The sequence below is a fragment of the Pseudomonas sp. P7548 genome, assembly GCF_013386585.1.
Lineage (GTDB): Bacteria > Pseudomonadota > Gammaproteobacteria > Pseudomonadales > Pseudomonadaceae > Aquipseudomonas.
On sequence record NZ_JACARO010000034.1, the window covers coordinates 139,510 to 157,613 of the forward strand.

Annotated in this window: 12 protein-coding genes and 1 pseudogene; 8 read left to right on the forward strand and 5 right to left on the reverse strand. The window is 64.1% G+C overall.

Annotated features, from left to right (window positions below; genetic code table 11):
- Positions 1–101: 101 nt before the first annotated feature.
- The gene (locus HX803_RS14290; protein ID WP_178921459.1) at positions 102–1,364 is read left to right on the forward strand and encodes a dicarboxylate/amino acid:cation symporter; all 1,263 of its coding nucleotides are present in this window, start codon (positions 102–104) and stop codon (positions 1,362–1,364) included.
- Positions 1,361–2,809 carry an amino acid racemase gene (locus HX803_RS14295; protein WP_178921461.1) on the forward strand — a complete coding sequence of 483 codons (1,449 nt, stop codon included), beginning with the start codon at positions 1,361–1,363 and terminating at the stop codon, positions 2,807–2,809. Before HX803_RS14290 ends, HX803_RS14295 begins: the two co-directional genes overlap by 4 nt.
- A gap of 11 nt (positions 2,810–2,820) precedes the next feature.
- Here HX803_RS14295 and HX803_RS14300 read toward each other — a convergent pair whose 3' ends face one another.
- From HX803_RS14300 to HX803_RS14310, 3 genes are all read right to left on the reverse strand, one after another.
- Positions 2,821–4,092, reverse strand: a complete 1,272-nt coding sequence (locus HX803_RS14300) for a cation:dicarboxylate symporter family transporter (protein WP_178921463.1) — start codon at positions 4,090–4,092, stop codon at positions 2,821–2,823.
- Between the two features lie 94 nt (positions 4,093–4,186).
- Entirely contained in the window at positions 4,187–5,395 is a 1,209-nt protein-coding gene (locus HX803_RS14305) for a pyridoxal phosphate-dependent aminotransferase (RefSeq protein ID WP_178921464.1), read from the reverse strand.
- An 11-nt stretch (positions 5,396–5,406) separates the two neighbouring features.
- Positions 5,407–6,072 carry an RraA family protein gene (locus HX803_RS14310; protein WP_178921466.1) on the reverse strand — a complete coding sequence of 222 codons (666 nt, stop codon included), beginning with the start codon at positions 6,070–6,072 and terminating at the stop codon, positions 5,407–5,409.
- A 122-nt stretch (positions 6,073–6,194) separates the two neighbouring features.
- Between HX803_RS14310 and HX803_RS14315 the strand changes: the two genes are divergently transcribed.
- Positions 6,195–7,091, forward strand: coding sequence for a LysR family transcriptional regulator (locus tag HX803_RS14315; RefSeq protein ID WP_178921468.1), 897 nt, complete (start codon positions 6,195–6,197; stop codon positions 7,089–7,091).
- On the opposite strand, the gene HX803_RS14320 is transcribed toward HX803_RS14315, so the two are convergent.
- Together HX803_RS14320 and HX803_RS14325 are read right to left on the reverse strand one after the other, a co-directional pair.
- Complete coding sequence (locus HX803_RS14320) at positions 7,088–7,981, reverse strand: LysR family transcriptional regulator (protein ID WP_178921470.1); 894 nt, start codon at positions 7,979–7,981, stop codon at positions 7,088–7,090. The genes HX803_RS14315 and HX803_RS14320 overlap by 4 nt on opposite strands.
- Positions 7,978–8,883, reverse strand: a complete 906-nt coding sequence (locus tag HX803_RS14325) for a LysR family transcriptional regulator (RefSeq protein ID WP_178921472.1) — start codon at positions 8,881–8,883, stop codon at positions 7,978–7,980. Before HX803_RS14325 ends, HX803_RS14320 begins: the two co-directional genes overlap by 4 nt.
- 154 nt (positions 8,884–9,037) lie before the next feature.
- On the opposite strand from HX803_RS14325, the pseudogene HX803_RS14330 reads away from it, so the two are divergent.
- From HX803_RS14330 to HX803_RS14350, 5 genes and pseudogenes are all read left to right on the forward strand, one after another.
- Positions 9,038–10,365 (forward strand): annotated as a pseudogene (locus HX803_RS14330) (MFS transporter).
- An 8-nt stretch (positions 10,366–10,373) separates the two neighbouring features.
- Positions 10,374–11,408: a hydroxyacid dehydrogenase gene (locus tag HX803_RS14335; protein ID WP_178921474.1), complete on the forward strand. Its 1,035-nt coding sequence runs from the start codon at positions 10,374–10,376 to the stop codon at positions 11,406–11,408.
- A 99-nt stretch (positions 11,409–11,507) separates the two neighbouring features.
- Positions 11,508–12,572, forward strand: coding sequence for a hypothetical protein (locus HX803_RS14340; RefSeq protein WP_178921476.1), 1,065 nt, complete (start codon positions 11,508–11,510; stop codon positions 12,570–12,572).
- A gap of 54 nt (positions 12,573–12,626) precedes the next feature.
- Positions 12,627–15,656: a porin gene (locus HX803_RS14345; protein ID WP_178921478.1), complete on the forward strand. Its 3,030-nt coding sequence runs from the start codon at positions 12,627–12,629 to the stop codon at positions 15,654–15,656.
- Positions 15,657–15,666: 10 nt separating this feature from the next.
- On the forward strand, positions 15,667–18,104 hold a 2,438-nt coding region (locus tag HX803_RS14350), incomplete at its 3' end, for a filamentous hemagglutinin N-terminal domain-containing protein (protein ID WP_178921480.1).

An 18,104-nucleotide genomic window follows, 5' to 3' on the forward strand; every position in this document is an offset into this window, starting at 1 on the left:
AGCGCATGGGGTTAGCCGGATTACTCATCAAGAGGCCTGTGAGCTGTCCCTAGAATTTCTGCCCATCACCCACACAACAAAAACCACATGAGGGCAGCACTGTGAAGCACAACAAACTTCCCCGTCGAATTGCAGCCGGCATCGCCTTGGGCGTGCTGGTGGGTTGGGCGTGTCATCACTATGCAGGGAGCGAGCAGGGCGCCAAGGAGCTGGCCGGGTATTTCTCGATGGTCACCGACATCTTCCTGCGCATGATCAAGATGATCATCGCGCCGCTGGTCTTCGCCACGTTGGTGGGCGGCATCGCCAGCCTGGGCAGTTCGCGTTCGGTAGGGCGTATCGGCGTGCGTGCGATGCTGTGGTTTGTGACGGCGTCGCTGGTCTCGTTGCTGCTGGGCATGGGTCTGGTCAACCTGTTCCAGCCCGGTGCGGGGATGAACCTGCAAGTGGTGCAAAACGCGGCGGCGGCGGTGGCGGTGAATACTGGTGACTTCAGCCTCAAGGCATTTATCAGCCACGTGTTCCCGCGCAGCATCGCCGAAGCCATGGCCAACAACGAGATCCTGCAGATCGTGGTGTTTTCGCTGTTCTTCGGCTTTGCCCTGGCGGGTGTGAAGCGCGCCGGTTACACGCGCATCACCGACACCGTGGATGAGCTGGCCAAGGTGATGTTCAAGATCACCGACTACGTGATGGCCTTCGCGCCGATCGGCGTGTTCGCGGCGATTGCGTCGGCGATCACCACCAATGGCCTGGGCCTGCTCGCCGATTACGCCAAGCTTATCGCCGAGTTCTACTTGGGGATTGTTCTGTTGTGGGGGCTGCTGTTCACGGCCGGCTACCTGTTCCTCGGGCGCTCGGTGTTCACCCTCGGCAAGTTGATTCGCGAGCCCATCCTCTTGGCATTTTCCACCGCCAGCAGCGAGTCGGCTTATCCGAAAACCATGGAGGCCCTGGAAAAATTCGGTGCCCCCAAGCGCGTGTCCAGCTTCGTGCTGCCGCTGGGCTATTCGTTCAACCTCGACGGCTCGATGATGTACCAGGCCTTCGCGATCATGTTCATCGCCCAGGCCTACAACATCGACCTGAGCTTCACCCAGCAACTGCTGATTTTGCTCACGCTGATGATCACCAGTAAAGGCATGGCCGGCGTTGCCCGAGCGTCGGTCGTGGTGGTGGCGGCGACCTTGCCGATGTTCAACCTGCCCGAAGCCGGGTTGTTGTTGATCATTGGTATCGACCAGTTCCTCGACATGGCCCGCACCGCCACCAACGTGGTTGGCAACAGCATCGCCACGGCGGTGGTGGCGCAATCGGAGGCCGAAGAAGAGCCGGCCGAAGCACCACAGGCGGTGCGCACATGAGCAGTACCCGACGGCTGGGCATCGTCGGCGGGCTGGGCTCGCTGGCCGGGGCGGACCTGTTCTACAAGCTGGTCAAGTCCCGGGCGGTGCTGGAGGACCAAGGCCGCTATCACTTCCTGTTTGAGCAGCACCCGTTCAAGGATGTGCTGCTGCCGCTGGACCGCAACGCCAGCATGACGTCGCGCAAGTTCTACGTGTTCCAGGTGTGCAAAACGTTTGAGAACAGCGGCGTGGACGCGGTGCTGCTGCCGTGTTTCGCCAGCCAGACCTTTCGCGAGGAGATCCAGCAGGAGCTGGGTATCCCCGTGCTCGACATGATGCAGGCGCTGGTCCAGCACATCACCCGCAGCGTTGCGCCTGGCACGCGCCTGGGTGTGATTGCGTCGGACTTCGTGCGCCACTGCGGCCTGTTTGAAAGACACCTCGGCCAGCACTTCAACCTGCTGTACCCCGACGCCGAGGCGCAGGCGGCCTTGATGGAGGCGATGTACGGCGTCAACGGCATCAAGGACGGCCACCTGGAAGGCGTACCGCTGGAGGGCGTGTACCAGGCGTGCCTGTCCTTGCAGGAACAGGGCGCCACGCTGATCGTGCCGGGTATGACCGAGCTGTCACTGGTCTGCGGCGACTTGCAGCGGCGCGGCATCAGCGCGCTCGACATCAACCAGCTCTACGCCGACTTCGCCACCCAGGCCGATGGCCCGGCGCGCCAGCCGCCGTTCAAGCTGGGCATCGTCGGCGGCGTGGGCCCGGCCGCCACCGTGGACTTCATGGGCAAGGTGGTCGCCCACACGCCGGCCGGCAAAGACCAGGACCATATCAAGATGGTGGTCGAGCAAAACCCGCAGATTCCCGATCGCACCGCCAACCTGCTACGCGATGAAACCGACCCGACCCTGGCGCTGTACGCCACCTGCAAGCGCCTGGAAAGCGCCGGCGCCCAGGCCATTGCCATTCCGTGCAACACCGCCCATGCGTTTGTCGAGCGCCTCCAGCCGCACCTGCGCGTGCCCATCGTCAACATGCTCAGCGAGACCGTGGAGTGGATCGCGCAGCACTACGGCAGTGGCCAGGCGGTCGGGCTGCTGGCCACCTCCGGCACGGTGCAAAGCCAGGTCTATCACCACGCGGCGCGGCGTGTGGGGTTGCAGCTGATCACGCCGGGCTTTGACTACCAGGCGCTGGTCATGGAGGCGATCTACGGTGAGCGGGGGATCAAGGCGGGGTTTACTGAAGGCATCTGCCGAGAGCAATTGCTGCTGGCGGCCGAGCACTTGTGTGAGCAGGGGGCGAAGGTGTTGATCCTCGGCTGCACCGAGTTGCCGCTGGTGCTGGCCCACAGCGAGGCTTTCGAGATCAACGGGCACCGCGTGGCGCTGGTGGACCCCACCACGATCCTTGCGCGCCAGTGCATCCGGCTGTCACAGGTGAGCGTTGATCGATAGGTGTTGCACCCTTATCCCCGTCGCACAGGCACTGCCTCTATGACCGGCTGACGCTCATGCCCCTCCCACTTGGCAATCACCAACGGCGCCAAGGCATTGCCCAGCACGTTCAACGCCGTGGTGGGCATTTCCATCAAGCGGTACACCCCGGCGATAAACGCAATGCCTTCCAACGGCAGGCCGGCGCTGGCCAGGGTGGCCGAAAGAATCACGAACATGAAGCCCGGCACCCCGGCCGCGCCTTTGGAGGTGAGTACCATGGTCACCACCAGCAAGGCCTGGTCGCCCAGGCTCAGGTCGATACCGTAGAGCTGCGCGACGAACAACGTGCCGATACCCAGGAACAGCGAGGCACCGTCCAGGTTGAACGAGTAACCCACCGGCACCACAAAACTCACCAGCGAAGGTGGCACGCCGTAGGTTTCGAGCTTTTTCATCAGCTGTGGCATCACCGCTGCGGAGCTGGCGGTGGAGAAGGCCAGGGCCAGTTCGTCCTTGATATGACGCATCAAGGCAAACAGGTTGATCCCGCACAACCGTGCAATCAGGTTCAGCACCACCAGCACAAAAAACACGATGGACACATAGCTCACCAGGATCAGCTTGGCCAACGGCAGCAGCGAGCCAAACCCGAAGTTGGCCACGGTCACTGCGATCATCCCGAACACACCAATCGGTGAGTACGCCATGATCATCGACGTGACCTTGAACATTGCATCGCTGACACCACGCAGCAGCGCGATCACCGGGTCTTTGCGTTCGGCGGGCAAGCGCGACACGCCCAGGCCGAACATCACCGCAAAAAACAGCACCGACAGCAGGCTGCCCTGGGCCATGGCGCTGATCACGTTGTCGGGGATGATCCCGACGAGAATCTGGCCCAGGCTATGCCCGGCGCCGCTGCTGGTAGGCAGGCTGATAGTGGCGGCGTGCAGGCTGGAAAGTTCGGTGCCGGCACCTGGCTTGAGCAGGTTGCCCAGCACCAGCCCGACGATGATCGCCAGGGTGGTGATGCAGAAGAAATAGCCCAGGGACCTGACCCCGATGCGACCCAGGGATTTGCCGTCACCGTGCCCGGCAATGCCCACCACCATGCAGGAAAACACGATCGGCACGACGATCATCTTCATCAGCTTGATAAAGATGTCGCCCGCTGGTTGCAGCACGTTGTCCACCAGCCATGGGCGGGACTCGGGAAAGCGGTGCAACAGGGCACCAATGGCGATGCCGGTGAGCAAGCCGATAACGATTTGCCAGACCAGCGCGATGCGGGGCGTGTGCATAGGAATGCCTCATTTGAGATCAATGATTTTTAAGTTGTTGTTCTAGGCAGTCGAAAGGCGGCCGTGGTGGGCCGCCGGGTGCAGCGAGAAGCCGTCAGCGCAGGTCGTGGCATGCGTCTTTGAGACGACGGCATCCTTCTTCGATCACGTCCAGGGCGCTGGCAAACGACAGGCGCACATACGGCGACATGCCGTAGGCCGCGCCGCTGACCGTGGCCAGGCCGTAGTCACGCAGCAGGTAGTCCACCAATTGCGTGTCGTCCTCCAGGCGGTCGCCCGCCGGGGTGAGCTTGCCCATCAGCGCGCTCACATTGACGAACACGTAGAACGCGCCGTCCGGTGGGGTGCAGCTCACGCCGGGGATGTCCGCCAGTAACCCCAGCATGTGCGCGCGACGTTGCTGGTATTGCGCACGCATGTCGGCGATGGGCGCCTGCTCGCCGGCAAAGGCGGCCACGGCGGCGGCCTGGCTCAGTGAGCTGGGGCAGGTGGTGGTTTGCGACAGCAGCTTGGCGATGGCGCTGATCAACCATGCCGGGCCGGCACCAAACCCCAGGCGCCAACCGGTCATGGCGTAGCCCTTGGACGCGCCGTTGACGATCAGCGTGCGCGGCTTGAGGTCGGGCGCCAGGCGCGTCAACGGCACATGCCGGGCGTCACCGTAGACGAAGTGCTCGTAGATCTCATCGGCCATGACCAGCACATGGGGATGGCGCCGCAGCACGTCGGCCAGCGCCAGCAGTTCGGCCTCGCTGTACACCGCGCCGCTGGGGTTGTTGGGGCTGTTGAGGATCACCCATTTGGTGCGTGGGGTGATCGCCTGCTCCAGGGTGTCGGGCGCGAGTTTGAAGCCCAGGCTTTCATCGCCGGGGATGATCACCGGAGTGGCATCGTTGAGCCGCGCGATGTCCGGGTAGGACACCCAATAGGGCGTGTGCACGATCACTTCGTCGCCACGGTTCAAGGTGGCGGCCAGCGCGTGATAGATGATGTGCTTGCCGCCACAGCCGGCCACGACTTCGTCCAGGCCATAGACCAGGCCATTGTCCCGTGCGAGCTTCAGGCAGATGGCCCGGCGCAGGGCCAGGGTGCCGGTGGTCGGTGTGTAGTGGGTGTCGCCACTGTGCATTGCCAGGCTGGCCGCTTGCAGGATATGCGGCGGGGTGTCGAAGTCCGGCTCGCCCACGGTGAAATTGACGATGTCACGGCCCTGGGCACGCAGCTCGCTTACCAAGGCATTGGCGGTAACGCTGGGGGAGGGCGCAATGCCCAGGACGCGGTCGGAAAGAAATGCAGTGCTCATCAGGGTGTCCTTCAGTCCGCCAGGCCGGCGTTGGCCAGCACCTTGTCGATCCAGCTCTGGCGCACCGCGCCGGTGGCGATTTCGGCCTTCACCGCTTCTTCATGCTCGGCATGTTGCCCGGCGCGGCGCAGCACCTCGGCGGCATCGGCTTGGGAGAACGCCACCAGGCCATCTTCATCGCCCACCAGCAGGTCGCCCGGGTTGATCAGCATGCCGCCGATGGACACCGGCACGTTCACCTCGCCGGGGCCGGTCTTGTAAGGGCCGGTGTGCACCACCGCACGGGCGTAGCAGGGCGTGTTGTCGAAGCTGGCGACGTCGCGGATCGCGCCGTCGATCACAAACCCGACGCAGCCGCGCTGCTGGGCGTAGAGCTTGACCAGCTCGCCGATCACCGCGTTGTTGGTGTCGCCCTGGCCGTCCACCACCAGCACGTGGCCGGGTTGCATCATGCTCATGGCTTTGTAGATCAGCAGGTTGTCGCCGGGCCGCGTCTTCACGGTGATCGCCGTGCCCACCAGCTTGCCGGTGCGGTTGTAGCGCGTCAGGCCACGGGCGCCGATGTGCCGGCCCAGGTTGTCGCTGATGTGCGGCGTGACCACATGGGCGAACGCCTCCACCAGTTCGGCCGGGGCCATCGGTGCGTTGGGAAGGATGCGGGAACCGGGCAAGGACATGGCAAATCTCCAGAATCGTGGGATAGCGACGGGCTATGGCCAAATCTTAGGAGTGATGAACGGACAGTTTTAGCGATATTTTATGATGTGTTAGCATCGCTTTTTCTCATGAGTTGCCCGGCATGATCACATTCAAGCAAATCGACGCGCTCTACTGGATTGCCGAACTGGGCAGCTTCGAAGCGGCGGCGAACAAGCTGAACATGTCGCAGTCGGCGATCTCCAAGCGCATCCAGGAACTGGAAGAAACCTTCGATGTGGAGATCTTCGACCGCAGCAAGCGCAATGCGCGGCTGACCGAAAAGGGCGGCGAGCTGCTCGACTACGCCCGCGACCTGCTCAACAGCCGCGACCAGTTGCTCGAACGGGTCAGCGCGCGCAACGTGCTGGTGCGCAGGTTTCGCCTCGGGGTCACCGAGTTGACCGCGCTGACCTGGCTGCCGGCCCTGGTGGAGGCGTTGCGCCAGGCGTACCCGAAGGTGCAGATCGAACCCTCGGTGGAACTGAGCAGCGAGCTGTTCCGCAAACTGGAAAGCGACCAGCTGGACCTGGTGATCGTGCCCGACGCCTACAGCGACTCGCGCTTTCACAGCACCCCGCTGCAAAGCGTGAACAACGCCTGGATCTGCTCGCCCGGGCTGATCCCCGACGCCGACCCGGTCAGCCTGGAAACCCTGGCCAGCTACACCGTGCTCACCCAGGGCTCGCAGTCGGGCACCGGCTTGATCTACGAGCGCTGGATGGCCACCCACAACGTGCAGATGCCGCGCACGCTCACCAGCCACAACCTGCTGGTGCAGGTGGGCTTGGCGCTGTCGGGGATTGGCGTGAGCTACCTGCCCAAGGCGTGCCTGTCCCATCTGATCGAGCAGGGTTCGCTACGGGCATTGGTCACCGAGCCGGAATTGCCGAGCGTGCGTTACGTGGCGTTGCACCGGGTCGATCGCCAGTTCGGCTTGAACCAGGACGTGGCGCAGATGGCCCAGGCCTGCTGCGATTTTTCGCGGCTGTTGCTCTAACGGCGGGCATCGCCCTGGGTCGACTGGCGCGCCAGGTCGGCCAGGGTGTCAATCAGCGCGGTGCGCCCATGCTTGAGAAACGCCAGGTGATAATTCACCGCAGCCGGTGGCACTTCCAGCGTCACCTCCTGGAATTCCCCGCGCTCGATCTCGTCCACGAACAAACCCCTCGGCAAACAACTGATGCCCACCCCCGCACGGATCAACGCCAGCAGCGCGAACAGGCTGTTGCTGCCGTACACGTGGTTGAACTCGATACCCTCCTGGGCAAACAGCTGCTCGCAGCGTTGGGTGATCCCCGAGTCCGGGCCTTGCACGATGATCGGCCACAGCGCCAGTTGCTTGAGGGAGAGGGTGGTGCCTTCGGGGAACAGCCGTGGCGGTGCCAGCCAGGTGAAGGTGATCGATTGCAGCGGGATCGAGGCCATGGCGGCGGTGACGTAGTCCTGCGGGATCACGACCAGGTCCAGGTCACCGTCGAGCAGCTTGCGTTGCAGGCGTGCGGACAGGTCCACGTCCGGGTGCAGGCTGATGTCCGGCAGCTCGGCCTTGGTGCGCGCAACGAAGTCGGTGAACCAGGTGATGGTCACCAGCTCCGTCAACCCCATGCGCACGGCGCGCTGCACCTGGTGGGCGGCGCCGCGCAAGGCGTCCAGCCGGGCCAGGCTGGCGATCAGGCCTTCGCTGGCCTCCAGCAATTCGGCGCCCTTGGGGCTCAGTTGCACCTTGTGGCTGCCGGGCTCGAACAGCGGCAGGCAAGCCTGTTTTTCCAGCTCCTGCAGGCGCTTGGTGGCGGCGGACTGGGTGATAAACAGGCGCGTGGCGGCGCGCTGCAAGGTGCCGAGCTTGAGGGTCCAGTAGAAAGTTTCGATCTGCTTGATGTTGATCATGCCGGGCGTCCATAGGCCTGTTGCAGGTCGCAATGTTCGCCGAGCAATTCCATCACATGCCGGTGAAACGGGCTGTAGCTGTCGGCCCGTGCCAGCGCCACATAAGGCGTGGTGGGCAGCGGCGGCGTCACGTCGAGCTTCACCAGTTGCCCATTGAGCAAATAGGGCGCGGCGGTGATGTCGGGCAGGTAGGTTACGCCCAGGCCGGATACGGTCAGGCCGATCAGGGCCGCCAGGCTGCTGCACGGAATGTGCGCGCTGGGGCTGGCCTGGTGCGTGGCGAGCCAGGTGTCTACCAGCAGGCCGGAACCCGACAACCGGCCCTGGGCGAGCAGGGTGCAGTGGCTCAAATCTTCCAGGGTCAGGGGTTGCTGGTGATCGAGCAGGCCCGGTGCGCAGAACCAGTTGTTGCGCACCTCATCGAGTGCCACCTTGATCAGGCCATTGCTGCTGAACGCATCCGGCACCACGATCACATCGACCTGGCCGGCCATCAGCAACCCATGCAGACGTACGCTGAGGTCGACTTCCGGCTCGATGCGCACCTTGGGGTAGTGGCTGGAAACCGCCTTGATCAGCCGCGGCAGCCAGGTCAGGGCGCTGAGTTCGGTGATGCCGATGCGCAACCGACGGCTGAGCACCTGCGGGCTGATCAGGCAACTGTTGACGATGTCGCGCTGCAACAACACGTCGCGGGCCTGGGCCACCACCGGTGCGGCCAGCGCGGTGAGCCGGGCGCCACGGCCGCTGCGGTCGAACAGCGCGAACCCCAGCCAGTGCTCCAGTTCCTGGATCTGCCGGGAAATGGCCGACTGCACCTGGCCCAGGCGGTTGGCCGCGCCGTCGAAGGTGCCGTGGTCGACCACGGCAATCAGCGCTTCGAGCTGTTTGAAGGTAGGCACAGGATGAATCCCATCTGGTTTTGGAATGTTTTTAGTTCACGGAATATCTCTATGTCTACTTAAATTTCCTCGGCACTATCCCGCTCACGGCCTACTGGCGTGAGGGTTTCTTCACGGCGTACCGACCATAACTCCAAGAAAGATCGGTGAAGAAATGAAAGCTGACTCCAAATCCACCAGCCGTTTTCGCTGGGTCGTGGCGGCGCTGTTTTTCCTGGCCTACATGGTGGCCGGTGCCGACCGTGCCAACATCGGCGTGGTGGTGCCCTTCTCAAACAGGAATACCACCTGAGCAACACCGACATCGGCGCCCTGGCGAGCCTGTTCTACCTGACCTACGCCATCGTGCAGATCCCCGCTGGCTACCTGTTCGGCCGCTACGGCATCCGCAAGCTGCTGACCGGTTCGCTGGTTTTGACCTCCCTGGCCACCTTGCTCATCGGCTTCACCTCCAGCGTGCTGCAACTCAAGCTGGCGCGTGCGTTGCTGGGGGCGGCGGAAGGGCCGATCAACATCGGCATCGTGTCGATCATCAACCGCTGGTTTCCGCCGAGCGAAAAGGGCCTGGCCACCGGCATCTTCATGTCGTCGATCAAGGTGGCGCCGGCCATCGTGCCGCCGCTGTGTGCCTACATCGTGCACCTGTACGGCTGGCGCGAAGTGTTCTTTTTCTTTGCCATCCCGGGGTTCTTCGTGGCCCTGTTGTGGTGGTGGCTGGTCAAGGACGACCCGGCTGACAGCCCGCACTGTTCGGCCAGCGAGTTGCAGCATATCCAGGGCAGCCACGCCCAGGGCGCGGCCTCGGTCCAGCCGATGGTGCGCATCCCGGCGTGGTTCGACCGGCTGATCCGCACCCGCCAGGTGCCGCTGCTGGCCGACAACAAAAGCATCCTCGCCTCATGGAACGTGTGGGCCTGTGCCATGGGCTACTTCCTGATGGTGGGCATCACCTATTCGATCATGACCTGGGTGCCCACCTACCTGATCACCGTCAAGCAGTACTCGGTGTTGAAGATGGGCATGGTCGCCTCCGCGCCGTGGGTCGGCGCGATCATCGGCAACCTGCTGGGCGGCTGGCTCTCGGACCGGGTGTTCGACCGTCGGCGCAAACCGGCGATGCTGATCGGTTCGCTGGCCACGGTGCTGATGATGGTGGTGCTGCTCAACGCGCCCAGCGACCCCTTGCTGTTGTCGGCAGTGTTCCTGCTGGCGGGCATCCTGCTCAACATCGGCTACTCCACGTTCCTGGTGTACCCCATGGGCCTGGCCACCAAAGAGCGCGTGCCGTTCGCCGCGTCCATCGTCAACACCGGCGGTTCCCTGGGCGGTGCCTTCACGCCGTTCGTGGTCGGCGTGTTGCTCGATCATTTCAATTGGGACTACGTGTTCGGTTTTCTCGGGGTGAGCTCGCTGATCACCTTCGCCATCGTGCTCACCATGGTCGAGCCACGCCCTCCAACTGCCGCCAACCCACAAGCCTAGGAGCCCGGATGAACCGAGTGATGCAGGTGTGCCGCCTCGATTTCTGGATCAACCCCGTCTTTGACGAAATGATCCAGGCCAACCCCCAACTGGCGCTGCAGGTGCTGCCGCGCCAGGGGGACGATGAACGTACCCTGGCCGCCTTGCGCCAGGCCCACGCGTACCATGTCTCGGCCGCCAAGGACGAGTTGCCCAGGCACTGGTTTGCCGGCCAGGCGTTGATCGAGCAGTGCCCGGCACTGCTCTGCGTGTCGTCGGGCGGCGCGGGGTTCGATACGGTGGATGTGGCCGCCTGCAGCCGTGCGGGCATCGCCGTGATGAACCAGGCGGGGGCCAATGCCCACTCGGTGGCCGAGCACACCTTTGGCCTGCTGCTGGCGGTGGTCAAGCGCATCGTCGAGTCCCACGACACCCTGCGCCACGCCACGGGTTTCAGCCGCGAAGACCTGATGGGCGAGGAGATCCATGGGCGCACCCTCGGCCTGATCGGCCTGGGGGAAATCGGCCGGCGTGTGGCGACCATCGCCCGGGGTTTTGGCCTGGAAGTGCTGGCCTATGATCCCCATCTGCGCGATGAGCAGATGCAGGCCCAGGGCGCGCAACCGGTGACCTTGGCCGAGCTGTTGCGGCGCAGTGATGTCGTGTCCCTGCATTGTCCGCTGGATGCCAGCACTCGCCACTTGATGGGCGCCGAGCAGTTCGCGGCGATGAAGCGGGGCGCGGTATTCCTCTCGACCGCCCGGGGTGGCATCCATGATGAGGCGGCGTTGTACGTGGCCCTCAAGAACGGCCATTTGAGCGGCGCCGGGCTGGATGTGTGGGCCTGCGAACCCCCGCCCCAGGATGCACCGCTGATGAGCTTGCCCAATGTGGTCGCGACCTTTCACACGGCAGGCGTTACCCATGGGGGCCGGCGCAACGTGGCGCGTTCATCGGCGGCGCAGATCGCGGCGTTGCTGCGCGGCGAGCGTCCACCCCATCTGCTGAACCCCGAAGCCTGGGGGCTGATCAGCGAGCGGGTAGGGCGTGTGGTGGGTGTTTGATTGGCATATCTTTAAAGTATCCAAACCCCGTTATTTAGATATTTTTAATAGGTGGACAGCACTGATAGGCTCTTAAAAAAACAAGAGAAGTGCCCGGTCATGTTCATAAGCCTGCCCACCGCCTTGAAACCCTTTACCGCCGTTTTGGCCTCCCTCGCCCTGATGGGCACCCTGAGCAGTTGCGCCAAGGTCGACGTGCACAGCGAGGGCGTCGACAAGCCTGAAGCCGATGCCCGCCAGGTCCTGCGCCTGGGCCACGATGACCGCGCCTACCCGTTCCCGATCTACGCCAACGCCGACCTCTACAACCCGCCCAAGACCCTGGAGCGTGCGGTGGTGATTTTGCACGGCGTGCAACGCGACGCCGACCAGTACTTCAACACCGGTCGCAAGCTGCTGGGCAACGCCCGTCTGCCGAGCACCACCACCTTGTTGCTGGCGCCGAATTTCCTCACCCCCACCGACGCCGGTGTCAGCAATGACATGCCGCTGTGGCCCCGCGACAAGTGGATGCACGGCATCGAATCGCAATTCGGGCGCAAGGGCATTCCGGCGTTCCAGGTGCTCGACGATGTGGTTGCCTACCTGTCCGATCGCCAGCGTTACCCGGCGCTCAAGGAAATTGTGATGGTCAGCCATTCGGCCGGTGCGCAGCTGATGCAACGCTACGCGGTGATGAATGACCTCGACGCCAGCCTTAAGGCCCACGGCCTGACGATCCGCTACGTGGTCGCCAGCCCGTCGAGCTACGTGTACTTCGACGAAAACCGCTTGCAGGACGGCGTGTTCAAGCCGGTGGTGAGCATCATGTGCCCCAGCTACAGCCGTTATCGCTACGGCCTCGACAATGCACCCGCCTACCTGCAGAACCAGCACCTGACGAACCGCCAAGTGTTTGCCCGCTATGCCGCGCGCGACATCACCTACCTGGTCGGTGCCCAGGACAACAACCCCACCAGCCGCGTGCTCGACAGCTCCTGCGGGGCCAATTACCAGGGCGATACCCGGCTCGACCGGCAACTGAATTTCGTCAGCTACGAGCAGTTCCTGTCGAGCCAATGGCAGATTCCCTTGCGCCATCCCCAGCACACGATTCCCGGTATCGGCCACAACGCGGCGCGCCTCCTGGGTGACAAGGCGGTGGCGCGAATGCTGTTTCCCTGAGTTTCACGCTGTTTGCCCAACGCTGCGTCTCGATAAAAACAATAAGAGAACTGTATGAGCCCAACTCTCCCCACTGCCCGGGCGCCGCGCGCCTGGGGGCCTGGCGCATTGTCGCTGCTGGCCGCCGCCCTGATCGCTGCCCAGGCCCAGGCCGACACGCTGCCCTCGTCCGGCACCCTGTTCGATAACAGCCGCTCGGTGCTGCGCCCCACCGACAATGCCCAGCCGGCTACTCCTGGCAGCGTGCGCATCGAAAGCCAGGACGACACGCCAGCGCCCAAGGTGGGCAATTCAAGCGTGCAGGTGCAGGTCAAGCGATTCGTGGTGAAAGGCAACCGCGAACTCAGTGATGCCCAGTTGCAGCCGGTGCTGCTGCCCTACGCCGGCAAGACCCTGAGCCTGGATGGCCTGCGTGACACCGCCGCGCAGGTCACGGCGCTGTACCGGGCGCGGGGTTACCTGGTGGCGCGGGCCTACCTGCCGGCCCAGGACATTCAAAATGGCCAGGTGACCCTCGGTGTTTCCGAGGGCGTGATCGGCCAGGTCAGCGCATTGCCGGACGCCAATGTGCGCCTGCGCCCCGAAGTGCAGCAGCAGTTCGTCAACGCGCTGCCCTCCGGCACCATCATCCGTGAGCAGGACCTGGAGCGCGTGTTGCTGCGCCTGTCGGACATCACCGGCGTGGCCGTGCACGCGATCCTGCGGCCGTCGCAGCAGCCCGGCGCCGCCGACATCGTGCTCAAGCTCAGCGAGATGACCGCCTGGACCGCCCGCGCCGCCATCGACAACTACGGCAACTACTACACCGGCAGCAATCGCCTGACTTCAAGCGTCAGCCTCAATGATGCGCTGGGCCTTGGCGACAGTTTTACCGCCACTTCGCAGAACTCCTTTGAAGGCCTGGACATCAAGGGCATCGGTTACCAGCAACCGCTGGGCGCCACCGGGATCTCGGTGGGCGCCAACTACGCCGAGCTGGAATACAGTATCGGCAAGAACCTCAAGGGCCTGGATGCCGACGGCACCGCGCAGGTGTCTTCGGTGTTTATCAACAGCTCGCTGCTGCGTTCGCGTGACAGCAACATCAGCTTCAACCTGGCCGAAGATCACCGGCGTTTCGAAGACTCCGCCGGTGGTTTTACCGTGAACAAGTCGGCGGTGTTTCGCAGCGCCACGCTGTACGGCAACTGGCGCGATGACTGGCAGGGCAGCAACACCTGGAGCCTGGCCTACGGCATTGGCGACCTGGATAAAAAAACGCCGGCCGACGCCGCGTTGGATGCGCTCACCGCCAACGCCGCCGGGCACTACAAGAAAGCCAACCTGAGCTTCAGCCGCCTGCAATACCTGGGCAATGGCTACTCGCTGTTTGGCTCGGTGACCGGGCAGTGGGCCGACAAGAACCTCGACTCCTCGGAAAAACTCAGCCTCGGCGGGCCCAACGGTGTGCGCGCCTACCCCGTCGGTGAAGTGGCCGGCGATGAAGGCGTGCTCGGCCGCTTGGAGCTGCGCAAATACCTCGGGCGCTTCAACGGCGCCATCGCCGAGGGCACGTTGTTTGCCGATGCGGGCAAGGTCACGGTCAACAAGAACCCGTGGGACGCCAGCGAAAACACCCTCACACGCTACGGCTACGGCGTGGGCTTGAACCTCTATCACCGCGACCTGGTGATGAACACCAGCCTGGCGTTCTCCCCGGGTACCGACCCCACCAGCGACGACCGTGCGGCCAAGCGCCTGTGGTTCTCGATTTCCGGTTCGCCCCAGGCGTTCGCCGGGCTGGCCAGCGACATCGGCTCCAAGGGCGAAGACTTCGAAGTGGCCGAGACCGACACTGTCATCTACGGCAACTTCGGCATCGTTCCTGAATACGTCGACCGCCATGGCTCCACCCCGGCAGCACCGGCTGACCAGAGCCGCCTGGCCACGCCGAACGGGCGCAACATGGCGAGCTTCTGGCGCGCCCGCGACAACGTGTCCGCCCTCGGCGTGCACGGCGGCTACGGCCTCAGCGATGACTGGAAGCTGCTGTGGCAGCTGGAATACGGCATCTCGATGAACTACACCGCGAGCAACGACAAGTCGGTGAACCCTTCGGCATCGCCGAGCACCAAGCTGCGCAACACCGGCGCGGCGTTCAATAACACCGACTACGGCACGTTGCTGTATGGCGTGTGGGACATGCCGATGAAGGAGTCCACCACCACCCTGGATCCGTTCAACGGCAAGACCAGTGCGGCGTACTTCAACATCATCGGCTCGCCGGGCTTCAGCGCCGGCCTGTCGACCAACGTCAACGGCCCGCAGAGCTACAACGACACGGCGGTAAATGGCGACGCGGCGTTCAACCGCCGCCAGGCCGGCGTGGTGGAATACTGGACGCCGGAGTGGAACGGCCTGCAACTCAAACTGGCGTATTCGAACAACGGCATGAACGCCGCCAGTGATGTGGACAAGGGCTATGTCTACGGCAGCAGCCTGACCTACAACAACGGCGGCTTCACGGCGGTGTTCGCCACCGAGCGGCACATCAATTATTTCGGCATTGCCGACCTGGGCCGCAACGCGCGCGGGCTGGGCAGCAGCACCCACGTCACCGATGGCACCTCGTCGGATGATTTCAGCTTCCGCTACGGCCTGGCCTACGACTTTGGCGCGACCAAGCTGTCGCTGATCGCCGATGACCTGTCCTATTCCGAAGACGGAGTGATCAACACCAGCACCACCACCAGCGACCTTTCCAAGTACCGCCGCCGGGCCTACCTGGTGGGCGCGTCCCACAAGATCGGCCCCTGGACATTGAAGGCCAGCTACGGCAAGGCCTTGCCCGGCAAGTGCGAGATGATCCGCGCCACCCCGGTGGAATGCGACACCCACGGCATGGGCGCCACCCAGTACGCCATCGGCGCCAACTACAAGCTGACCAAGCGCATCGACCTGTTCACCCAGTACGTGCTGCTGAAGAACAACTCCCTGGCCAACTACAACTTCGCCCTCACCGGCGTCACGGCGGCCAGCGGCTACTCACCCGGCGCGGGCACTACCATCAGCGCCGTCGGCACTGGCATCAACTATTCGTTCTGAGGAGAAGGCTGTGAGCACACAACAATTCCAAACCGCGCTGCCTGTTCTCAAACCCCTGAGTTTCGCCGTGCTCTGCGCGCTCTACAGCCTGACGCCGCTGCCCGCGCTGGCCCTGGACAGCAACGCGTTGCCCACCAACGGCCAGGTGGTCGCCGGCAGCGGCACCATCAGCAGCAGCGGCAATGTGATGACCGTGCACCAGGGCAGCGACCGCCTGATCACCACCTGGGACACGTTCAATATCGGCAGTGCCGCCCAGGTGAATTTCCTGCAGCCGGGGGCGTCTTCGGTGGCGCTCAACCGGGTCACCGGCAGCGATGGCTCGCAGATCCTCGGGCACCTGAATGCCAATGGCCAGGTGTTCCTGATCAACCCCCAGGGCGTGCTGTTCGGCGCGGGGTCGATGGTGGACGTGGGTGGGTTGGTGGCCAGCTCGCTGAACATTTCCAACAGCGACTTCATGGCCGGCAAATACGTGTTTTCCGGGCCCAGCGGTGGCGCGGTGATCAACCAGGGCACGATCAGTGCGCGGGATGGCGGCAGTGTCGCGTTGCTGGGCAGCCAGGTGCGCAACGAAGGCACGGTGGTCGCCAAACTCGGCTCGGTGGTGTTGGGCGGTGGGGAAAAAATCACCCTGGATTTTACCGGTGACGGCCTGATCAACGTCGAGGTCAACGACCCGGCGATCGGCGCCAGTGTGATCAACCGCGGGCTGCTCAGTGCCAACGGCGGTGCCGTGGCCATGACCGCCCGCGACTCCCAGGCGATGCTCAGCAATGTGGTGAACAACGAAGGCGTGATCGAAGCCCGCAGCCTGCAACAGCGTAACGGCCGCATCATTCTCGATGGCGGTGACAGCGGGGTGGTGGTCAACAGCGGCGTGCTCGATGTGTCGGGCAAGAACGCCGGCGAGCGCGGCGGCAACGTGACCATGACCGGCCAGTACGTGGGCCTGTTCGACAGCGGCCGCATCGACGCCGATGGCGACATCGGCGGCGGCACGGTGTTGATGGGCGGCGATTACCAGGGCAGCGGCAACCTGCACCAGGCCGACAGCACCTTCATGGGCAGCGATGCGCGCATCAGCGCCAATGCGTTGAGCCAGGGAGACGGCGGCAAAGTGATCCTCTGGTCCAAGGACAACACTCAATTTTATGGCGGCATCAGCGTGCGCGGCGCCGGCAGCCAGGGGCGTGGCGGGTTGGTGGAAACCTCCGGGCATGCGCTGGATGTGATGGGCGTGGTCGACCTCAGCGCGGTGTCGGGGCAGGGCGGCACATGGCTGATTGACCCGTTCAACATCAACATCACCCGCACCGCCAGCACTGGCACGTCCAGCAGCACACCCTTTACGCCGAATGCGGGGGCCAGCTCCAACCTCAGTTCAGCAACCCTGAATGCCTCGTTGTCGGAAGGCGCGAACATCCTGGTGACCACCTCTTCCGGGGCGGGCACGTCCGGGGACATCAACGTGCTCGACAACGTCAAGGGCGTGGGCAACGCGACCCTGACCCTGCAGGCGCACCGCAATATCGTGATGACCAACACCAGCATCAGCAATGGCACCGGCAAGACCCTCAACGTGTCGCTGGTTTCCAACTTCAACAACAGCGGCAACGGCTCGGTGGCCCTGAGCAACGCGAGCATCAGCACCAACGGCGGCAACCTCACCATCAGCGGCGCGGTCGACCCGGCGACCTCCTGGGCCAGCACCAACGTCAGCAATGGCGTGGGCATTTCGTTGACCAACGGCACGCGCATCAGCACCAGCGGCGGTGACATCACCTTGCGCGGCGCCACGTCCGCCAGCCTGGCCGCCGGCTCCACCGCGACGGCGATCAACATCAGCCGCAGCACCCTGGACGCCGGTGGCGGCAACATCAGTATTACCGCTGTGCAGGCCAGCAGCACGGGCAGCGGCGATGCCTTCGTGCTCACCGGCGGCAGCAATATCGTGACCTCGGGTGTGGGCTCCATCACAGTGGACAGCACCAACCTGGGCAGCGGCAACGGCACGCGGATCTTCAGCACCAGCAACACCATCGCGGCCACCGGCAGTGGCAATGTCACCCTGCGTGGCAGCGCGGTGTCGGGCAGCGGTGTGCTGGTGTGTTCGACGGCGGCGTCGTCGGCTCAAATCCTGAGTGTGGGCAGCGGCACCTTGACGGTCCAGGGCGCTGCGGCATCGGGCCGTGGCGTATTCCTGGCGGCCTCCACCACCGGCGCGGTGACGCTGAGCGCGGGTGCGGGGGGCGATATTGTGGTTGATGGCCGCAGCGCCGGCGACTCCGGCACGGTGGTCAACTCCACCGGCACCGCGTCGGTGATCAACCTGACCACCCTGGACGGCAACCTTTCGTTGAGCGGAACGGCCGGCGCGGCGTCTGCTGCGCCGGGCTTGAGTATTCGCAGCGGGGCGTCGGGGGCGGGCAATGGGGTGAATATCCT

Excerpts from the sequence above, each read along its gene's own strand:
- HX803_RS14295 (WP_178921461.1), top strand. The coding sequence starts at position 1,361 with ATGAGCAGTACCCGACGGCTGGGCATCGTCGGCGGGCTGGGCTCGCTG.
- HX803_RS14300 (WP_178921463.1), bottom strand. The coding sequence starts at position 4,092 with ATGCACACGCCCCGCATCGCGCTGGTCTGGCAAATCGTTATCGGCTTG.
- HX803_RS14305 (WP_178921464.1), bottom strand. The coding sequence starts at position 5,395 with ATGAGCACTGCATTTCTTTCCGACCGCGTCCTGGGCATTGCGCCCTCC.
- HX803_RS14310 (WP_178921466.1), bottom strand. The coding sequence starts at position 6,072 with ATGTCCTTGCCCGGTTCCCGCATCCTTCCCAACGCACCGATGGCCCCG.
- HX803_RS14315 (WP_178921468.1), top strand. The coding sequence starts at position 6,195 with ATGATCACATTCAAGCAAATCGACGCGCTCTACTGGATTGCCGAACTG.
- HX803_RS14320 (WP_178921470.1), bottom strand. The coding sequence starts at position 7,981 with ATGATCAACATCAAGCAGATCGAAACTTTCTACTGGACCCTCAAGCTC.
- HX803_RS14335 (WP_178921474.1), top strand. The coding sequence starts at position 10,374 with ATGAACCGAGTGATGCAGGTGTGCCGCCTCGATTTCTGGATCAACCCC.
- HX803_RS14340 (WP_178921476.1), top strand. The coding sequence starts at position 11,508 with ATGTTCATAAGCCTGCCCACCGCCTTGAAACCCTTTACCGCCGTTTTG.
- HX803_RS14345 (WP_178921478.1), top strand. The coding sequence starts at position 12,627 with ATGAGCCCAACTCTCCCCACTGCCCGGGCGCCGCGCGCCTGGGGGCCT.